We start from the raw sequence: 16556 nt of genomic DNA on the forward strand, positions 1-16556 counted from the left end.
CCATGGCCTCAGGCATCTTTCTGGTCGCGGCGGAGCCGTCTGGCGACCTTCTCGCCGCCGAAATTGTCGATGAGATCCGGAAGCGCGCGCCGGAAATCGAGCTTCATGCGATTGGCGGCGACCATCTGGCTGAGCGAGGGCTCGTCTCCCCCATCGACATCACGCCCCTGTCCGTGGTGGGCCTCCTTGAGGGGGTTAAGATCTACCGCCAGGTTATCGAGCTGGCCGACGCGGCAGCCGATGCCATTATTGAGGCCTCGCCGCACACCGTGGCGCTGGTCGATTCTTGGGGATTCACGCTGCGCGTCGCCCAACGTGTACGCGCACGTGCGCCTGAAATCCGGCTGGTCAAGATTGTCGGCCCGCAGGTCTGGGCCACCCGGCCCGGTCGGGCAAAGACGCTCGCTGAGACAGTTGACCATCTCGTTTGCATCCACGGCATGGAAGCTCCCTTCTATGAGCCCTTTGGCCTGCCGGTAACCGTGATGGGCAACCCGGCCCTGTCCCGCGGCGAACGGGGCAAGGGTGCAGCGGGACGGGAGGCGCTCGGTATTTCTGACGCGCCTATCCTGCTTGTCCTGCCGGGGAGCCGGCGCAGTGAGGTCGACAATGTCGCGCCGGTCTTGCTCAAGGCCGCCGAAGCGATCCATGCCGCGCGCCCAGACGTAAGGATCGTGGTTCAGCCGGCGTCGAACATACGTCAGTACTTCATTGAAAAGTCTGGAGAGATTGAGAGCTGGGCGCAGCTGGCGCCGGTGTCGGCCAAACGCGCGGACATCATGGCGGCGGCGACCTATGCGCTTGCCTGTTCAGGGACGGTGACAAGCGAACTCGCCTTTCAGGAGACGCCTTTTCTGGTCGGCTATGAGACAGGATGGGTGACCTGGGCGCTGGCGCGCTTTTTCCTGTTCAAGCCGACGCACATCACTCTTCTCAACATCGCGGCCGATGACACGGAGATTGTGCCTGAATTTGTCCAGACCAAATTCAGGCCGCAAAGCATGGCGGAAGAAGCGCTGCGTATGCTGGGGGATGAGGAAGCGAGAGCCGCACAGATCGAGGCACAGAAAAAAGCCCTCGCCAGGATGGGCGAGGGCAATCTTAAATCTGCCGAAATTGCAGCAGATATCCTTCTTTCAACCGACTAGTCGCGTTCCGAAACCGGTTTGAAGTCACGCTTGGGTGCGCCGGTGTAGATCTGGCGCGGACGACCGATACGCTGGGTCGGGTCGTCGATCATTTCATTGAGCTGCGACACCCAGCCGACGGTCCGGGCAAGGGCGAAGAGAACGGTGAACATCTCCGTCGGGAAGCCCATGGCGTCGAGGATGATGCCGGAATAGAAGTCGACGTTCGGATAAAGTTTCTTCTCGACGAAATACTCGTCCTCAAGCGCGATCTTTTCAAGTTCCATTGCGACTTTGAGAACCGGCGTATCGCGAACCCCCAGTTCGTCGAGGACTTCATGCGCGGTTTGCTGCATGACTTTCGCGCGCGGGTCGTAGTTCTTGTAGACGCGGTGGCCGAAGCCCATGAGGCGGAACGGGTCGTCACGGTCCTTCGCGCGGGCGATGAATTCCGGGATACGGTCCACAGAACCAATCTGGTGGAGCATGTTGAGGCAGGCCTCATTGGCGCCGCCGTGCGACGGGCCCCAGAGGCAGGCAACGCCTGCGGCCACAGCCGCGTAAGGATGCGCGCCGGAAGAACCGGCAAGCCGGACGGTCGAGGTCGAGGCGTTCTGTTCGTGGTCGGCGTGGAGAATGAAGAAACGGTCCATCGCCTTGGCGAGTGTCGGCGTGATCTTGTAGTCCTCTGCCGGCACCGAGAAGCACATACGCAGGAAGTTCTCCGCATAGGAGAGATCGTTGCGCGGATTCACGAAAGGCTGGCCGATCGAGTATTTATAGACGCGGGCGGCGAGCGTCGGCATTTTCGCGATGAGGCGGATGGAAGCCAGGCGGCGCTCTTCAGGATCGGCGCTGTCCATCGAGCTTGGGTAGAAGGCGGACATCGCACCGACCGTGCCCGTCAGCATGGCCATGGGATGGCTGTCACGGCGGAAGCCGTCAAAGAACCGGTCCATCTGTGTGTGGAGCAGTGTGTGCTGATTGATCTCACGCGCGAAGGTCTTGAACTGGCTGCCAGTGGGCAGTTCGCCGTTGAGCAGGAGGTAGCAGACCTCGAGATAACCTGACTGTTCAGCGAGCTGGTCGATAGGGTAGCCGCGGTGCAGAAGCACGCCTTCTTCGCCATCGATGAAGGTGATCTGCGACTCGCAGCTGGCTGTAGAGGTAAAACCGGGGTCGAGTGTGAAAACACCAGCCTCGCCGTAAAGCTTCTTCACGTCGACGACATTTGGCCCCAGGGTGCCGCTCAGGATAGGCAGCTCGTGTGCCTTGCCGTCGATTTCGATTTTGGCCGTCCCGGCAGGTTTGGTGTTGTTGATCATGTCAGCTCTCTCATACGTGTCGGTCTATTCACTCTGCATGTCAGTGCGAGCGAGGTGAAAATCAATGCGTGACAGGGTTTCGTCTCGGCCGAGCCATTCCATTACCGGCGCAAGGTCCGGAGCTGGAAGCCCTCCGGTCAGGGCCGCGCGAATTGGCGGGCCAACCTGACCAAAGGACAGTTCGTTTTCAGCGCAGTAAGACTGCAACGCCTGTTGCAGTGCGGTATCGCTCCATTCCTCAACCTTGGCAATGGCTTCTCGTAAATCCGCGAGCCGATTCAGGCTCTCACCCGACAGAGCTTTGCGGGCTTTTTTGTTCAGATTGTCGGTATTTGCGGTCCAGAGAAACCGGAAAGCTTCGGCGAGTTCAGGCAGGGTCGAGCCCCGGTCCTTCATCGCGGGGAGGGCCGCAGCTACTCTTGTGCGCGTGATCTGGTCCAGCTTCCCACCGGCCGCCTCTTCAAGCCAGGGTTCGAGCAGGGCCATCAGCCGGACATTGTCGCAGGCCCGGATGAAGTGGGCATTCACATCGTTGAGCTTGGCAAGGTCGAGCCGGGCCGGCGAGCGGTTGATGGCTTCGATGGAGAAGATTTTCGAAGCATCGTCCAGCGTAAAGATTTCCTCATCGCCATGGCTCCAGCCGAGACGCAGAAGATAGGAGTTCAGAGCCTCGGGCAGATAGCCCATATCGCGATAGGCGGTCGTGCTGAGTGCGCCATGGCGCTTGGAGAGTTTGGCACCGTCATCGCCATGGATCATCGGGACGTGGGAGAAATGCGGCACATTCCAGCCCATGGCCTTATAGATAGGGACCTGGCGGAACGTGTTGCGTAAATGGTCGTCGCCGCGAATAACATGGGTGACACCCATATCATGGTCGTCGACAACCACAGCCAGCATATAGGTCGGCGATCCATCAGCGCGCAGGAGGATGAGGTCGTCAATCTCGCGGGCAGCGACCTTTACCTCTCCCTGAACACCGTCCTGGACAATAATATGTCCCTCATCGGGCGCACGCAGGCGGATTGTATAGGCCGAATCCTGGGCCGGTGGCTCTCCGCCGTCGCGCCAGGGGGAGCGGAAAGGCGCCAGGAGCTCCTCTGCCTTGCGCAGCAGGGCCTGCTTCTCACTCTCGCTCACACCGTCCTGCTTTGCGGCGGCCCGGGCAGCTTCGCCTTCCTCACGGCGGGCTTGAAGTTCTTCGGTGGTGGCATAGCAGCGGAAGGCCTGGCCGCGCGACACCATCTCTTCGGCGCATTCAACATGGCGGGGCGCCTGCTGGCTCTGGAAGACCGGCGGTTCGTCGGCATCAAGGCCGAGCCAGCTCATGCCATCGAGAATCGCATCGACGGCTTCCTGGGTGGAACGCGCCTTGTCGGTATCCTCGATCCGCAGCAGGAATTTTCCCTGGTTGCGGCGGGCATACAAGTAGTTGAAAAGGGCTGTGCGAGCGCCACCAATGTGGAGCATGCCAGTCGGGGAGGGGGCAAATCGCGTAATCGTCGTCATAAGTCTGACAAGGCGTCCGGTTCTGCTTCTGATCTGTGGTCTGGGCGCCATGAACACCCTGACGGAGGATCAGGCAAGAGCCGCGCTGATTTCATTATGTCGGAAGGCGGCGCCGGCGGCGTTCTGCACCTTGTCCTCAATGGGCCTCTATATTTTGCCCTTGGCTTGTGCCTTGGCGCAATGGTGTATTTTGCCTCTCCGGTCGAACCGGGATGGGGAGGCGGCGTTGCCGCTGGAGCCTGCATTCTGGGGGGTGGCATTCTAGCGCTTCAGCGAACTGGCAGCTTTGTCATCCGTCTTGCCGCGATGCTGTTGGTGGGCGCTGTCTGCGGCGCCACGATCTCCAAACTTCACACCCAAATAAGAGCAGCCCCTCCGGTCCAGTCGGTCATCGGGCCTGCCATGGTGGAAGGGTGGGTCACAGCCATTGAGCCGGGCACGAAAGGCGTCAGGCTTCGAATAGATGTCCATGCCATTAGCGGCGTGGCTAGTACGGATATGCCGGCTCATATCCGCCTCACGCATTCGCTGTCGCTCAACGTCGCGCCGGGACGGTTCGTGAGGTGCTGGTCAGTCCTGCGCCCACCGCCGCAGCCGAGCATGCCGGGTGATTATGCATTCAACCGGCAGGCCTTCTTTGAAGGGCTCGATGCTGTAGGTTACGTGCAGGGCCGGTGCAGGGGCGGCCCGCTCGGCACCCGTGCCGGGCTCTGGGATCATGCCAAGACCCTGCTGGCCGTGACCCGGCGTGCGCTTGCCGTTCATGTGAAAGACGCTGCAGGAGAGCGCGCGGGCGGGTTTGCGGCGGCTCTCGCTTCGGGCGACCGCAGTTTCATGTCGCAAGAGGATATGGAGGCGTTACGCCGATCCGGACTGGCGCATCTTCTGGCTATATCCGGGCTCCATCTCGGTATTGTCGGCGGGCTGGTCTATGTCAGCACCCGACGGCTGCTGGCCTTGTGGGAATGGCTGGCGCTTCGCATTCCGGTCCAGAAGCCTGCGGCTGCCATCGCCCTCATCATGTCGGGTGCCTATCTTCTGCTCTCTGGTGCGAGCATATCCACACAACGCGCCTTCATCATGGCCGCGGTGTTTTTCGGTGCGATTCTGCTCGACCGCTCGCCGCTCAGCTTCCGGTCCTTTGCTGTAGCGATGATCGCTGTCATCCTTATCCAGCCACACAGCGTCATGACCCCCGGTTTCCAGATGTCATTCGCGGCAACGGGCGCACTTATCGCGACCTATCTGGTCTGGCGTGAGCATGACGAGACCAGGCAAGCGGGAAAGCGAAATCGCTATGTTTTCTCGCTCCAGTCACTGGTCGTCACCTCGATCATCGGGGCGGCCGCGACGGCCCCGTTCGCGCTTTACCATTTCGACAGGGTGGCCCCCGGCGGAATCTGGGCAAACCTGATGGCCATGCCGATCATCACATTTATCAGCGCGCCAATGGCGGGCCTTGCCATGGCGACGGCCCCCATCGGACTGGACGAGCCCTTCCTGCGCCTTTTTGGCTGGTCGCTGGAGCAGGTGCTGAACATCGCCCACTGGGTTTCGGCACGCCCCGGCAGCGGCCTTACTATAAGTGACCCCATGCCAGCGCTCGTCCTGGTCGTGATGAGTGTCGGTCTGGTGGCGGTCTGTCTCGTAACTGGCCTGCGCCGGCGGGTCTCCGCCCTGGCCATTACGACAAGCCTCGCCGCTCTTGCCTGGTTCAGCGCGCCGAGAACGATCCTGCACTGGTCGCCTTCCGGCGAGGTGCTCATTCGGACAAATGCACAAGGCTGGCAAAAGCTGGACGTGGCCGATGGCGACGGTCTCTCACCCCTTACCCTGGCAGACCTCAGTGCCAGCGATGTTTGCAAGGGCAAAGACTGTATCTTTGAGACGGCAATCGGGCGCGTTGCCATCTCCGATATGGACGGAGAGGCAGGTTGTCCCGGGCGAGCGTCTGTCATCCTTTACACGGGCGTGACAGCTCCGCCCTGCGCGCAAGGCGCAGGCCTCATCTCATGGAGCGACAACGTGGCGGCCGGTGGCATAAGCCTGGTGAAGCCGTTCATAGGCCCGTACAGGAGAAGCACGCCCAAGTGCGGTCAGCGCAAATGGCAGCCCTGCTTGCAGGAATAGCGCTAAGCGATTGAAAAACCTAATCGTACCGACGTACGAGGGCGACCAGGCGTCCCTGTATGCGCACCCTGTCCGGCCCGAAGATGCGGGTCTCATAGGCTGGATTAGCGGCTTCCAGCGCAATCGACGCACCCTTCTTGCGAAGGCGTTTCAGCGTGGCCTCTTCTTCGTCTATGAGTGCCACGACGATGTCCCCGCTATGAGCGTCTTCCGTTCGTTTGAGGATGACGAGGTCGCCGTCATGAATGCCGGCATCAATCATCGAATCGCCTTTCACTTCGAGCGCGAAATGCTCATCGCCCTCAGGAAGGTCGGCAGGCGGGCGGATCCGGTTGGTCTCATGCTGGATCGCCTCAATCGGCACACCGGCCGCGATACGGCCCAGTACCGGTATGGTCTGACCGGACATTGCTGGCGCGGGCATTTCCTTTCCAACCACGCTCGGCCGGAAAACCTGGCGGCCACGCGGAGGTGCAGCGGGAGCCGCAGATTCAGGAAGCTTCAGTACCTCCAGCGCGCGTGCGCGATTGGCGAGCCGCTTGATGAAGCCGCGCTCTTCAAGGGCGGTGATAAGACGGTGAATACCTGACTTTGAAGCAAGGTTCAGCGCTTCCTTCATTTCATCGAAGGAAGGCGAAACGCCGTCGCGATTGATGCGCTCATTGATGAAGAGCAGCAGCTCTTTCTGTTTACTGGTCAGCACGGTTCGGCCTCCGATCAAAACCCTGTACGTTCACACTTGTTCTACATGCGTTCCCGTTTCAGGTCAATCGTCAAGAGCCTTTCGCAGATTTTCACACGCCCGTTTACGGTCAGAGGCCTTCATCAGGCTCTCGCCGATGAGAAAACGCCGGGCGCCGCTGCCTGCCAGTCGCTGAATATGCGCCGGCTCCGAAATCCCGCTCTCCGAGATCAGGGTCTTGCTTTCATCGAGCCTGGGCGCAAGGCGCTCCGTTGTGGAAAGGTCGGTTACCATGCGTTTCAGATCACGATTATTGATGCCCACCAGTGTGCCCGGCAAGGCATTGGCACGATCAAGCTCAGCTTCGTCGTGCACCTCAACAATCGCATCCATCCCAAGTTCGGCGCTGGCTGCGAGCAGTTCGCCTGCGAGCGTATCATCGACTGCCGAAAGGATGACCAGAATGGCGTCAGCACCGCCGGCGCGGGCCTCGGCGACCTGAATGGGGTCGATCATGAATTCCTTGCGAAGCAGCGGCAGGCGGACCTCATTGCGAATGGCGCGAAGGTCTTCCAGCGAGCCGCCGAAACTTGGATAATCGGTGAGAATGGAGAGACAGGCGGCGCCGGCCGCTTCGTATTCCTGGGCAATCGCTATGGGGTCGGCCCCGGGAAGAATATCGCCAGCAGAAGGCGACTTTCGTTTGAGCTCGCAGATAAGGGCGGCTTGCCCTGCCTCTGCAATATCCGTGAGGCGGGCCGCAAAACCGCGTGGCACAGGCGCCGTCTTGCAGTCTGCCAGGAGCGCGCCCATCGATGTTTCACCCTTCAGGGCGGCAACCTCGTCGCGCTTGTAGGCGATGATACGGTCAAGCGCGGTCGTCATCAGGCATGTCCTCCGGAACTGATCTCGGCAAGGCGGGAGAGGGTGTGGAGGGCGCGGCCGCTATCGATGGCTTCGCCGGCTGTCTGCACCCCCGTCTTGAGGTCTCCGGCAAGTCCGAGGAGGTTGAGGCCCGCTGACGCATTAAGCAGCACCACATCCCGGAAGGGGCCGGGACGCCCTTCGAGAAGGTCGCGGATGGCGCCGGCATTGTCCTCAGGTGCGCCGCCTTCGAGCGCGCCAAGCGGGCTGGTGCCCAGTCCGGCATCTTCTGGCGTGATCTGGAAGGCGTTGATCTTTCCGTCTGACACTTCGCGGATTTCAGTCGGTCCGGAGATCGAAATCTCGTCGATGCCATCTGTGCCATGGACAACCCAGGCCTTCTTGATGCCAAGCTTGAGAAGCGTTTCGGCCATCGGGTCGAGCCAGCGCGAATCATAGACGCCGAGGATCTGGTGCGTCGCATTCGCCGGATTGGAGAGTGGCCCTAGCAGGTTGAAGATGGTCCGGATGCCGAGGCTGGCCCTGACCGGCGCGACATGGCGCATGGCTGAATGATGACTGCGGGCATAGAGAAAACCAACCCGCGCTTCGTCGAGACAGGCCCGGAACGTTTCTGCGGTTATATCCAGTTCCACACCCAGCGCTTCCAGCACGTCGGCAGAGCCGGTCTTTGGCGGAACCGACCGGTTGCCATGTTTGGCAACGCGCCCGCCCGCGGCCGCGATGACCAGTGCGCTGGCGGTTGATGTATTGAGGGACTTCCAGGGCAGGCCGCCAGTCCCGCACGTATCGAGAAGCGGGCCGTCGACTTTCACTGTCCGGGCATGCTGGCGCATGGCCTTGGCCCCGGCATAGAGCTCGTTCGAGGTCTCCCCGCGCACAGCAAGACCCATGAGAAAAGCGCCGATCTGTTCCGGCGCTGCCTCGCCGGAGAGGAGCGTATCGAAAGCGGCTTCGAGGACGGGCACGGAGAGTTCTTCCGACCGGGCGAGCGCCTTTATGGCTTCGTTGAGAGACTGCGTGTTCATGTGTGCGCTTTCACATTTTTCCGCTGAGCGCGATAGAGGTGATCCGGGACCGGATCAAGCATCCGGGCCGCTTAGTACCCCAGAAACGTATTGATCTGGGCGAGAATGCCAGCGTCGAGCGCAAGCTCCCGGTGGTCGAGATCATCGACCACAAGCATTTCGGCCCGGTCGAGCCCAGCCGCGAGCGTTTCCATGGGCGCCACGGGGCAGCTCTCATCGGCCCGGGAGCCTATAATGAGAATTCGCCCTTCAAAGTTACGCAGGGCGGCCTGAAGATCGGGTGGCGAAGGGCTGCGGCCGCCTTGGTCTGCTAAAAGTTCCTCTGCGCGAGCGATGACGGCATCGGGGACACCCTTGCGTCTCTGACGTTCGGTCCAGGGCTCCAGCGGCGGAGCGATCATGACCAGATAGTCGCAGGTGGTTCCAGACGAGATGGCTTCAGCTGCGGCGAGTGACCCGAAAGAGTGGGTGATGATGGCATCGATTGGCTGATGCACCGCGCAAACATCGCTGATCGACTGGCCGGCGATCTGCCAGTTGCAGGTTTCAAGGGTTGAGGCGCCGTGGGCCGGGAGATCCATGAGGAGGGCAGGGCGGCCTTTCTGGATAAAGTCCATGGCAAAGCGGCGCCAGATGCGATGGGTGTCATCCCAGCCATGTACAAAAACGGTCGGCGCGCCGTCTCCGGCCTTCCAGACCGGCGTTTGGAAGGTTTCGCCGGTGACGTCGCTGCGTGTGTGGGGCGGGAGGAGATTCTGACCGGGGGCTGCGCTCGGCGAGCGGGGCTTTAAATCCTCGAGAAGCGCTTTGGCCTCTTCGGTCAGCTTGTCCATGCCGGCCTCCTATCGGGTGAGCGCCACGAAATTCTCGATAAGCGCGTGGCCGTATTCGGTGCGGATCGATTCTGGGTGGAACTGGACGCCGTAGACCGGCTTGTCCCTATGATGCACGGCCATGATCTCTCCATCATCGGTCCAGGCATCGGCAATGAGTGTTTCAGGCAGACGGTCCTTGGGGATGGCGAGCGAATGATAGCGCACGACCTCATAGGTCTCAGGCAAGCCTTTGAAGAGGCCTGTCTGGGTCGTGCGGATCATCGATATCTTTCCATGCAGGATCGCGCCTGCCTGAACGACCGGTTCGCCGTAGGCGTCGCCGATGGACTGGTGACCGAGACAGACGCCGAGTATGGGCAGATCGTCCGGGGCCTGTCTGATAAAATCAACACAGATGCCCGCCTCCCGTGGCGTACAGGGGCCCGGCGACAGGATCACACCGTCCGGCTTGAGGGCGAGCGCGTCTTCTACAGAAAGCTCATCATTGCGCACGACCCGAGTGCGGGCGCCAGCCTCCTCGACATAGTGGACCAGATTCCAGGTGAAGCTGTCATAATTGTCGATGACGAGGATCATTGGTCGAACTCATAGATGGCCGCGAGGTCGGCGGCGCGCTGCAGGGCGCCGGCCTTGTGCATAGTTTCCTCAAATTCGTATTGCGGGTCGCTGTCGAGGACGACGCCTCCACCAGCCTGGACATGTATCTGTCCATCTTTCAGGATTGCTGTGCGCAGCGCGATACAGGTGTCCATGTCGCCATTCCAGCCAAAATAGCCCACCGCGCCGCCATATATACCCCGACGCGAGGTTTCGAGCTGATCGATGATCTGCATGGCGCGGATCTTTGGCGCGCCCGAAACCGTGCCGGCGGGCAGGCCCGCGAGCAGGGCATCCACCGCGTCCAGCCCCTCGCGAAGGTCGCCTTCGACATGGCTGACAATGTGCATCACGTGGCTGTAGCGCTCGACGATGAACTGTTCGCTGACTTCCACACTGCCATAGGCGGCAACGCGGCCGACATCATTGCGGCCAAGGTCGAGCAGCATGAGGTGTTCAGCGCACTCTTTCTCGTCGGCGAGCAGGTCGGCCGCGCGGCGGGCATCCTCAACCGGATCACCTGAGCGCGGGCGCGTGCCGGCAATCGGACGGATCGCAACACGGCCCTCACGCAGGCGCACAAGGATTTCCGGACTGGAGCCGACAAGCCGGACATCGCCCATATTCATGTGAAACATGAAGGCCGACGGGTTCAGCCGCCGCAGTGCACGGTAAAGGCTGATCGACTGGCGTTTGAAAGGGGATGAGAAGCGCTGGCTGGGCACGATCTGGAATGTGTCGCCCGCCCGCGCATAATCGACGGCCTCGCGGACCATCTCGAAATAGCGCTCTCTGGTCGTGTTTGACTGGAAGGTCAGGGAGTCGGCATCCTGATCGCGTGGGGAGGAAGGGGCCACGTTGAGAAGCTTTTCCTCAATTCGGTCGAGCCGTGCCTCTGCGTCTTCCCGTGCGCCTGCGGCATGCCGGCCAATGAGGAGCAGTTCCTGATAGAGGTGGTCGAAGACGATCACCACGCCGGGAATGACAAGCACGCATTCGGCGACATGCAGATCGTCGCGCGCAGTAATATCAACGGGCTCGACATACTGGATCATGTCATAGCCGACATAGCCGAAGGCGCCCGATGCCATCGGCGGCAGGTCTGCTTCATCGGTCTCGGCACGGGCCATTTCTGCAAACTGGCGCAGGGCCTCTATGGGATCAGCCTTGAGCGACGTGGCGTCCTCGAAATCCGCAGTGCTCGACAGCTCTGGCTTGCCATCCTTTATGCGAAACCATTCGATAGGATCAACGCCGATAAAGGAATAGCGTCCCAACCGTTCGCCGCCATGGATGGACTCGAACAGGAAGCTTCCCGGCTGGTCCGGACCGAGCTTGAGCATGGCCGATACCGGCGTTTCAATATCGCCGATCCGCCGCCTGACGATAAGCCTGTCGCGGCTCATGTGTCGGGGTTAACCCGGGCTTTGTAGGAGGCGAGGGCGTCCTGATTGACCTTGAGCTCGATCTCTCGCTGGATATCGCTCACAAAGGCGCGGAAAAGATCTGTCGCGATCGCAGCTTCGAGTTCGCTCTGCACGCCAGTCGCTGGCGCGGCGGAAAGCGCCGAGCGGTCGATGCCGGTCAGCTGAATGAGCGCAACGGCATCCCCCGTCCGCAGCGGCGCGGTCAGGACATTGCCTTCCTCACGCAGCGAGAAGATGCCGTTCGCCAGCATTGGTGGAATACCACTGTTCTCGCCGGGATTGCGGGTGATGAAGGCGTCCGGGGCGCTTACTGGTGCCTCATACTGGGCGGCCGCTGCCTCGAAGGTGATGTCACCGCTTTCGATCCGCTGTTTGAGCTCCTGCGCGGCCTCCGAGAGAGCTTCGGAGCGGCGCTGGCTCTCAAGCCCGGCGCGAAGTTCATCGCGGATATCGTCCAGGTCGGGCGTGAACGGCTCGATGACTTCGTCAACGCGCAGAATAAAGGCGTTCTCTTCCTGACCAAATCTGGAAGTCTTACTGCCTTCGGTCAATTCGAAGGCGCGTTGCATGATTGCAGGGTCCTGAAGCAGCGCACTCACGCGTCGGCCGTTCTGGGTGGTGGCAGACTGGTCTACGGGGGCAAAACTGAGAACAGGCGTGCCCATATCCTTGCCGATCTCTTCCAGGCTCGCGCCGGTACCAATCAGATTGTCGAGCCGGGTGATGGAATCATAGAAAAGCCCGATGGCCTGCTCGCGCGAGAGCACATCGACGATTTCGGCCCGCACATCTTCGAAAGGGTCGACGGCGCCGGGCGTGATACTTTCAAGCCGCGCCACCGTGTAGTACGCGCCGGACTCGACTGGACCGAAGATGCCGCCCGGAGAAGCGGTCGCACCGAAGAGGCGGTCGGCGAGAGCCCTGTTTGACAGAGAGGTCTGCTGACCGGTTCGCTCGGAAGAGTTCACGAGTCCGGTAATGGTCGACGGGTCCGCGCCGCCCGCGATACGGCCAAGCTGGCTGCGGGCGGCCTCTTCGCTCTCGAAGATGAACTCCGTCCAGGTGCGCGTATCCGGCGCGGAATAGTCACGCGCTTTCACCGATTCATAATAGGCACGCAGTTCGTCTTCGGTGAATTCCGACTGGTTGAGGAAGTCGTCCACGGTGAGGTGCAGCAGGCTGACGCGCCGGCGCTGCGGGTTTTCCAGCGCGGCCTGGCGTTCAGTGTAGAAAGCGGTGAGGTCCTCATCTGTGACCGGCTCAGGCGCGGGCAGGTCTTCATAGGAGAGGAAGAACCATTGTGCTTTGCGCGCTTCGCCGGAATAGGCGGCCTGAAGCTGGGCAAGCGGCCCAGGCACCTGAAGTGCAGCCGAAACCGCGCGGTTGAGGCGATTGATTGTCAGATCGCGGCGCAGAAATGCTTCAAAACTGGACGGCGAGAATCCGTTCTGGCTCAGCAGGCCGCGATAGATGGCAGGATCAAATGTTCCGGTCTCCGTCTGGAAAGCTGAATCGCCGCGAATGGTATCAAGGACGGCCTCGTCCGTTGCAGCCGCGCCAAGTTCGCTGCCATAGGCGTAGAGGGTGGTCTGGAGAAGTTCGCGCTGGAAGATCTGGTCGATGAAGCCGCGTTCGGCCGCCTGCGCCTTGCTGATCGCACGCCCCCTGTCGTCCGTTGCGGAGCGGAGCTGGCGTTCGACTTCCTGGTCAAAGCGCGATTCAGTAAGCTCGGTGTCTCCAGCTGCGGCGAGGTTTCCGCCGATGCCGCCCGAAAAGACGTCGGTCACACCCCAGGCCCCCATCGCCACGATGATGAGCAGAAAAAGAAGCCCCGCCAGTTTGGAGCGGAGCATGTTGCGGATCATGGTGAGCATGTGCGCGTGGCCTCGCTAATTGCCTTGTAAGCTGCCGAACTGCTTGCTAGGCGAGCGCGCTGGGAGTTGCAAGACATGGAGAGCGGCATGGTCAGACCCTTGATCGCGGGAAATTGGAAAATGAATGGCCTGTCGAGCGCCTGCGAGACAATTGCAGAGGTCGCCAAGGGGCTGGAGCAGTATTCCGACGCGGCCGATTGTTTGATCTGCCCGCCTGCGACACTCCTTTCCAAGGTTACTGAGACAGCGAAAGGAAGCCGCCTGAAGACCGGTGCTCAGGATTGTCACAGCGCTGCCTCCGGCGCCCATACCGGCGACGTGTCAGCCGAGATGATCGCCGATCTCGGCGCCAGCTATGTCATCATTGGCCACTCAGAACGGCGCGCCGATCATGGTGAGACGAGCGAAATCGTCGCGGCCAAGACCGAGGCAGCTTTCCGCGCTGGGCTCACCCCTATCATCTGTATCGGAGAGACGCTTGAGGAGCGCGAAGCAGGGCGCACGATTGAAGTTGTATCCGAGCAACTCGCCGGCTCCATTCCAGCCAGTGCGTTCGGCAAGGCTTTTGTCGTCGCCTATGAACCGGTCTGGGCCATCGGAACCGGCAAGGTCGCCTCAACCGGACAGGTGGGCGAAGTCCATGACAAGGTCCGCGAAATCCTCGGTGAAAGGTTCCCAGGCCAGGCAGACCAGACGCCAATCCTCTATGGCGGCTCGATGAAGCCGGACAATGCGGCTGAACTCCTGGCCGTGGAGAATGTCGATGGGGGGCTGATTGGCGGCGCCAGCTTGAAAGCCGAAGACTTTCTGGCCATTTACGCGGCTTGTGTCAGCGCAAAGTGAGCTTCGGGGCTTGGCCTTTACGCCTGAAAAGCCTATCGGGCGCGCTTGAGATATTTAGGGACGTTCCATGACCGTAATTCTCGTCATTCACATCCTGGCCTGCCTGGTGCTGGTCGGTGTCGTTCTCATGCAGCGCTCAGAAGGCGGCGCGCTCGGTGTGGGCGGCGGCGGTGGCGGCGGTGGCCTGATGTCGGGACGCGGTGCGGCTGGAGCGCTTGTGCGCACGACGATAATCTTCGGGGCGATCTTCTTCATTACCAGCCTCGTCCTGACCACGATCACGACTCGGCATCTGGGCGACGACCGCACAAGCGTCGAGCGCCAGCTTGACGAAGAATTCGGCGGCGACGGTGCTGCCGGCGGGTTCGATGTGGACGACCTTGATGCGCCGCTGCTGGACGATGAGCCGGCGACAGCGACTATCCCGTCGGAGGAGCCATCGGACGCCCCCGCTGCGGGCCCGACCGAAACAACCGATCCGCTGGCCGCCGACGTCCCGCCGGATGCCGGATCGCAAGGCGCTGAAGAAAATTCGGATGACTCCGATGCAGGCGAGCCGTCGCAGGCAGACCAGCCCCAACAATAACACATGATCTGACATACGCGTGTGCGCATGCGTGCGAATCGGGCAAACTGACTTTCCATGATCCGCTACATTTTCATTACAGGCGGCGTGGTTTCCTCGCTGGGAAAAGGCATTGCATCGGCGGCGATGGGCGCGCTGCTGCAGGCCCGTGGGTACAAGGTCCGGCTTCGCAAGCTTGATCCTTATCTGAATGTCGATCCAGGTACGATGTCGCCGCGCCAGCATGGTGAGGTCTTCGTTACCGATGATGGGGCTGAGACCGACCTCGATCTCGGTCATTATGAGCGCTTTACCGGTGTCTCCGCGCGCCAGTCCGACAATATCACGACAGGCCGCATCTATCAGTCGATCATCGAGAAAGAACGCCGCGGCGATTTCCTCGGGGCGACGATCCAGGTCATTCCCCACGTCACTGACGCCATCAAGGACTTCATCCTCTCCGACCCGGGTGAGGATGTGGACTTCGTTCTCTGTGAGATCGGGGGCACGGTGGGCGACATTGAGGGCCTGCCATTCTTCGAAGCAATCCGTCAGCTCGGCCAGGAGCTGGGGCCTGAGCGCACCTGCTTCATTCACCTGACCCTGCTGCCCTACATCCCGGCTGCGGGCGAGATGAAAACCAAGCCCACCCAGCACTCGGTTAAAGAGCTGCGGTCGATCGGTATCCAGCCGCAGATCCTGCTTTGCCGCTGTGATCGCCCTATACCGGAAAACGAGAAGGGCAAGATTGCGAGCTTCTGTAATGTGCGCCCGTCGAGCGTGATTGAGGCGCGCGATGTCGGCCACATCTATGACGTGCCGGAAGCGTATCACACCGAAGGTCTGGATACAGAAGTGCTGTGGCATTTCCGGATCGATGACGCGCCTTTGCCGGATCTTTCGCGCTGGAACGGGATCGCCAATACGATCCACAATCCGGACGGTGAAGTCTGTATCGGTCTGGTCGGTAAGTACACCGACGTGCCGGATGCCTATAAATCGGTGTCAGAGGCGCTCGTCCATGGCGGCCTTGCCAACAAGGTCCGGGTCAATGTGCGGATGATCGATTCCGAACAGTTTGACGATGAACACCATCCCCTGGACATCCTGGACGGCGTGCACGGCGTGCTGCTCCCGGGCGGATTCGGTGAGCGCGGAGCCCGCGGCAAGATGCGCGCGGCCCGTTTCGCGCGTGAGAAGAAAATCCCGTGTTTTGGTATCTGCTATGGCATGCAGCTCTCTGTCGTGGAGGCGGCCCGCCACCTCGCCGACATCAAGAATGCCTCGACCACTGAGTTCGGCCCGACTGATGAACCCGTCGTCGGCCTCATCGAGGAGTGGACCAAGGGCAACCAGAAGATCACGCGCGACGAGAACACCGATAAGGGCGGCACAATGCGCCTCGGGGCCTATCCTGCTATTCTGGAATCCGGCAGCAAGGTGGCTGAAATCTATGGCACGACAGAGATTTCCGAGCGTCACCGTCACCGCTATGAGGTGAACCGGGACTATATCGAGCGGATGAAGGAGAAGGGCGTGCGCTTTTCTGGCATGTCGCCGGACGGCTTGCTGCCGGAGATCATCGAGCTCGACAACCATCCCTGGTTCATCGGCGTACAGTTTCACCCGGAACTCAAGTCGCGGCCCTTCGAGCCGCATCCGCTTTTCGCAAGCTTCATCGAAGCTGCGAAAGTACAGTCGCGCCTTGTCTGACGGGTTGCATTTGGC

Annotated in this window: 14 protein-coding genes; 5 read left to right on the forward strand and 9 right to left on the reverse strand. The window is 61.1% G+C overall.

Features of this window, described 5'->3' with window-relative positions:
• Nucleotides 1–2: 2 nt before the first annotated feature.
• Nucleotides 3–1148, forward strand: a complete 1146-nt coding sequence (locus tag ABNU55_RS07300; RefSeq protein WP_290750174.1) for a lipid-A-disaccharide synthase — start codon at nucleotides 3–5, stop codon at nucleotides 1146–1148.
• Here ABNU55_RS07300 and gltA read toward each other — a convergent pair.
• Both gltA and gltX read right to left on the reverse strand, forming a co-directional pair.
• Entirely contained in the window at nucleotides 1145–2452 is a 1308-nt protein-coding gene (gene gltA, locus ABNU55_RS07305; RefSeq protein WP_290750177.1) for a citrate synthase, read from the reverse strand. The genes ABNU55_RS07300 and gltA overlap by 4 nt on opposite strands.
• Nucleotides 2453–2476: 24 nt before the next feature.
• A complete protein-coding gene (gene gltX, locus ABNU55_RS07310) occupies nucleotides 2477–3961 on the reverse strand; it encodes a glutamate--tRNA ligase (protein WP_290750180.1) in 1485 nt (494 codons plus the stop codon).
• Between the two features lie 96 nt (nucleotides 3962–4057).
• Between gltX and ABNU55_RS07315 the strand changes: the two genes are divergently transcribed.
• A complete protein-coding gene (locus ABNU55_RS07315) occupies nucleotides 4058–6091 on the forward strand; it encodes a ComEC/Rec2 family competence protein (protein WP_290750183.1) in 2034 nt (677 codons plus the stop codon).
• A 19-nt stretch (nucleotides 6092–6110) separates the two neighbouring features.
• Here the strand turns inward: ABNU55_RS07315 and lexA are convergent, their stop codons facing one another.
• The 7 genes from lexA to ABNU55_RS07350 all read right to left on the reverse strand — a co-directional run bounded on the left by lexA (nucleotide 6111) and on the right by ABNU55_RS07350 (nucleotide 13420).
• The gene (gene lexA, locus ABNU55_RS07320) at nucleotides 6111–6794 is read right to left on the reverse strand and encodes a transcriptional repressor LexA (protein WP_290750185.1); all 684 of its coding nucleotides are present in this window, start codon (nucleotides 6792–6794) and stop codon (nucleotides 6111–6113) included.
• A 63-nt stretch (nucleotides 6795–6857) separates the two neighbouring features.
• The gene (gene trpC / locus ABNU55_RS07325) at nucleotides 6858–7658 is read right to left on the reverse strand and encodes an indole-3-glycerol phosphate synthase TrpC (protein WP_290750187.1); all 801 of its coding nucleotides are present in this window, start codon (nucleotides 7656–7658) and stop codon (nucleotides 6858–6860) included.
• Nucleotides 7658–8686 (reverse strand): anthranilate phosphoribosyltransferase, encoded by a 1029-nt coding sequence (gene trpD, locus ABNU55_RS07330; RefSeq protein WP_290750189.1) that lies wholly within the window; start codon nucleotides 8684–8686, stop codon nucleotides 7658–7660. Before trpD ends, trpC begins: the two co-directional genes overlap by 1 nt.
• A 71-nt stretch (nucleotides 8687–8757) precedes the next feature.
• Nucleotides 8758–9519 (reverse strand): alpha/beta fold hydrolase, encoded by a 762-nt coding sequence (locus ABNU55_RS07335; protein ID WP_290750191.1) that lies wholly within the window; start codon nucleotides 9517–9519, stop codon nucleotides 8758–8760.
• 9 nt (nucleotides 9520–9528) lie between these two features.
• Nucleotides 9529–10098 carry an aminodeoxychorismate/anthranilate synthase component II gene (locus ABNU55_RS07340; RefSeq protein ID WP_290750194.1) on the reverse strand — a complete coding sequence of 190 codons (570 nt, stop codon included), beginning with the start codon at nucleotides 10096–10098 and terminating at the stop codon, nucleotides 9529–9531.
• Nucleotides 10095–11525, reverse strand: coding sequence for an anthranilate synthase component I (gene trpE, locus ABNU55_RS07345; RefSeq protein WP_290750197.1), 1431 nt, complete (start codon nucleotides 11523–11525; stop codon nucleotides 10095–10097). Before trpE ends, ABNU55_RS07340 begins: the two co-directional genes overlap by 4 nt.
• Nucleotides 11522–13420, reverse strand: a complete 1899-nt coding sequence (locus ABNU55_RS07350) for a SurA N-terminal domain-containing protein (protein WP_290758522.1) — start codon at nucleotides 13418–13420, stop codon at nucleotides 11522–11524. Before ABNU55_RS07350 ends, trpE begins: the two co-directional genes overlap by 4 nt.
• Nucleotides 13421–13507: 87 nt before the next feature.
• Here ABNU55_RS07350 and tpiA point away from each other — a divergent pair, with 87 nt between their 5' ends.
• The 3 genes from tpiA to ABNU55_RS07365 all read left to right on the forward strand — a co-directional run bounded on the left by tpiA (nucleotide 13508) and on the right by ABNU55_RS07365 (nucleotide 16541).
• Nucleotides 13508–14263 (forward strand): triose-phosphate isomerase, encoded by a 756-nt coding sequence (gene tpiA, locus ABNU55_RS07355; protein ID WP_290750203.1) that lies wholly within the window; start codon nucleotides 13508–13510, stop codon nucleotides 14261–14263.
• 67 nt (nucleotides 14264–14330) lie between these two features.
• Nucleotides 14331–14849 carry a preprotein translocase subunit SecG gene (gene secG / locus ABNU55_RS07360; RefSeq protein ID WP_290750206.1) on the forward strand — a complete coding sequence of 173 codons (519 nt, stop codon included), beginning with the start codon at nucleotides 14331–14333 and terminating at the stop codon, nucleotides 14847–14849.
• Between the two features lie 57 nt (nucleotides 14850–14906).
• Nucleotides 14907–16541, forward strand: a complete 1635-nt coding sequence (locus ABNU55_RS07365) for a CTP synthase (protein ID WP_290750208.1) — start codon at nucleotides 14907–14909, stop codon at nucleotides 16539–16541.
• Nucleotides 16542–16556: the final 15 nt, after the last annotated feature.

Origin of the sequence: uncultured Henriciella sp., from assembly GCF_964005855.1 — a bacterium.
Classification (GTDB): domain Bacteria; phylum Pseudomonadota; class Alphaproteobacteria; order Caulobacterales; family Hyphomonadaceae; genus Henriciella.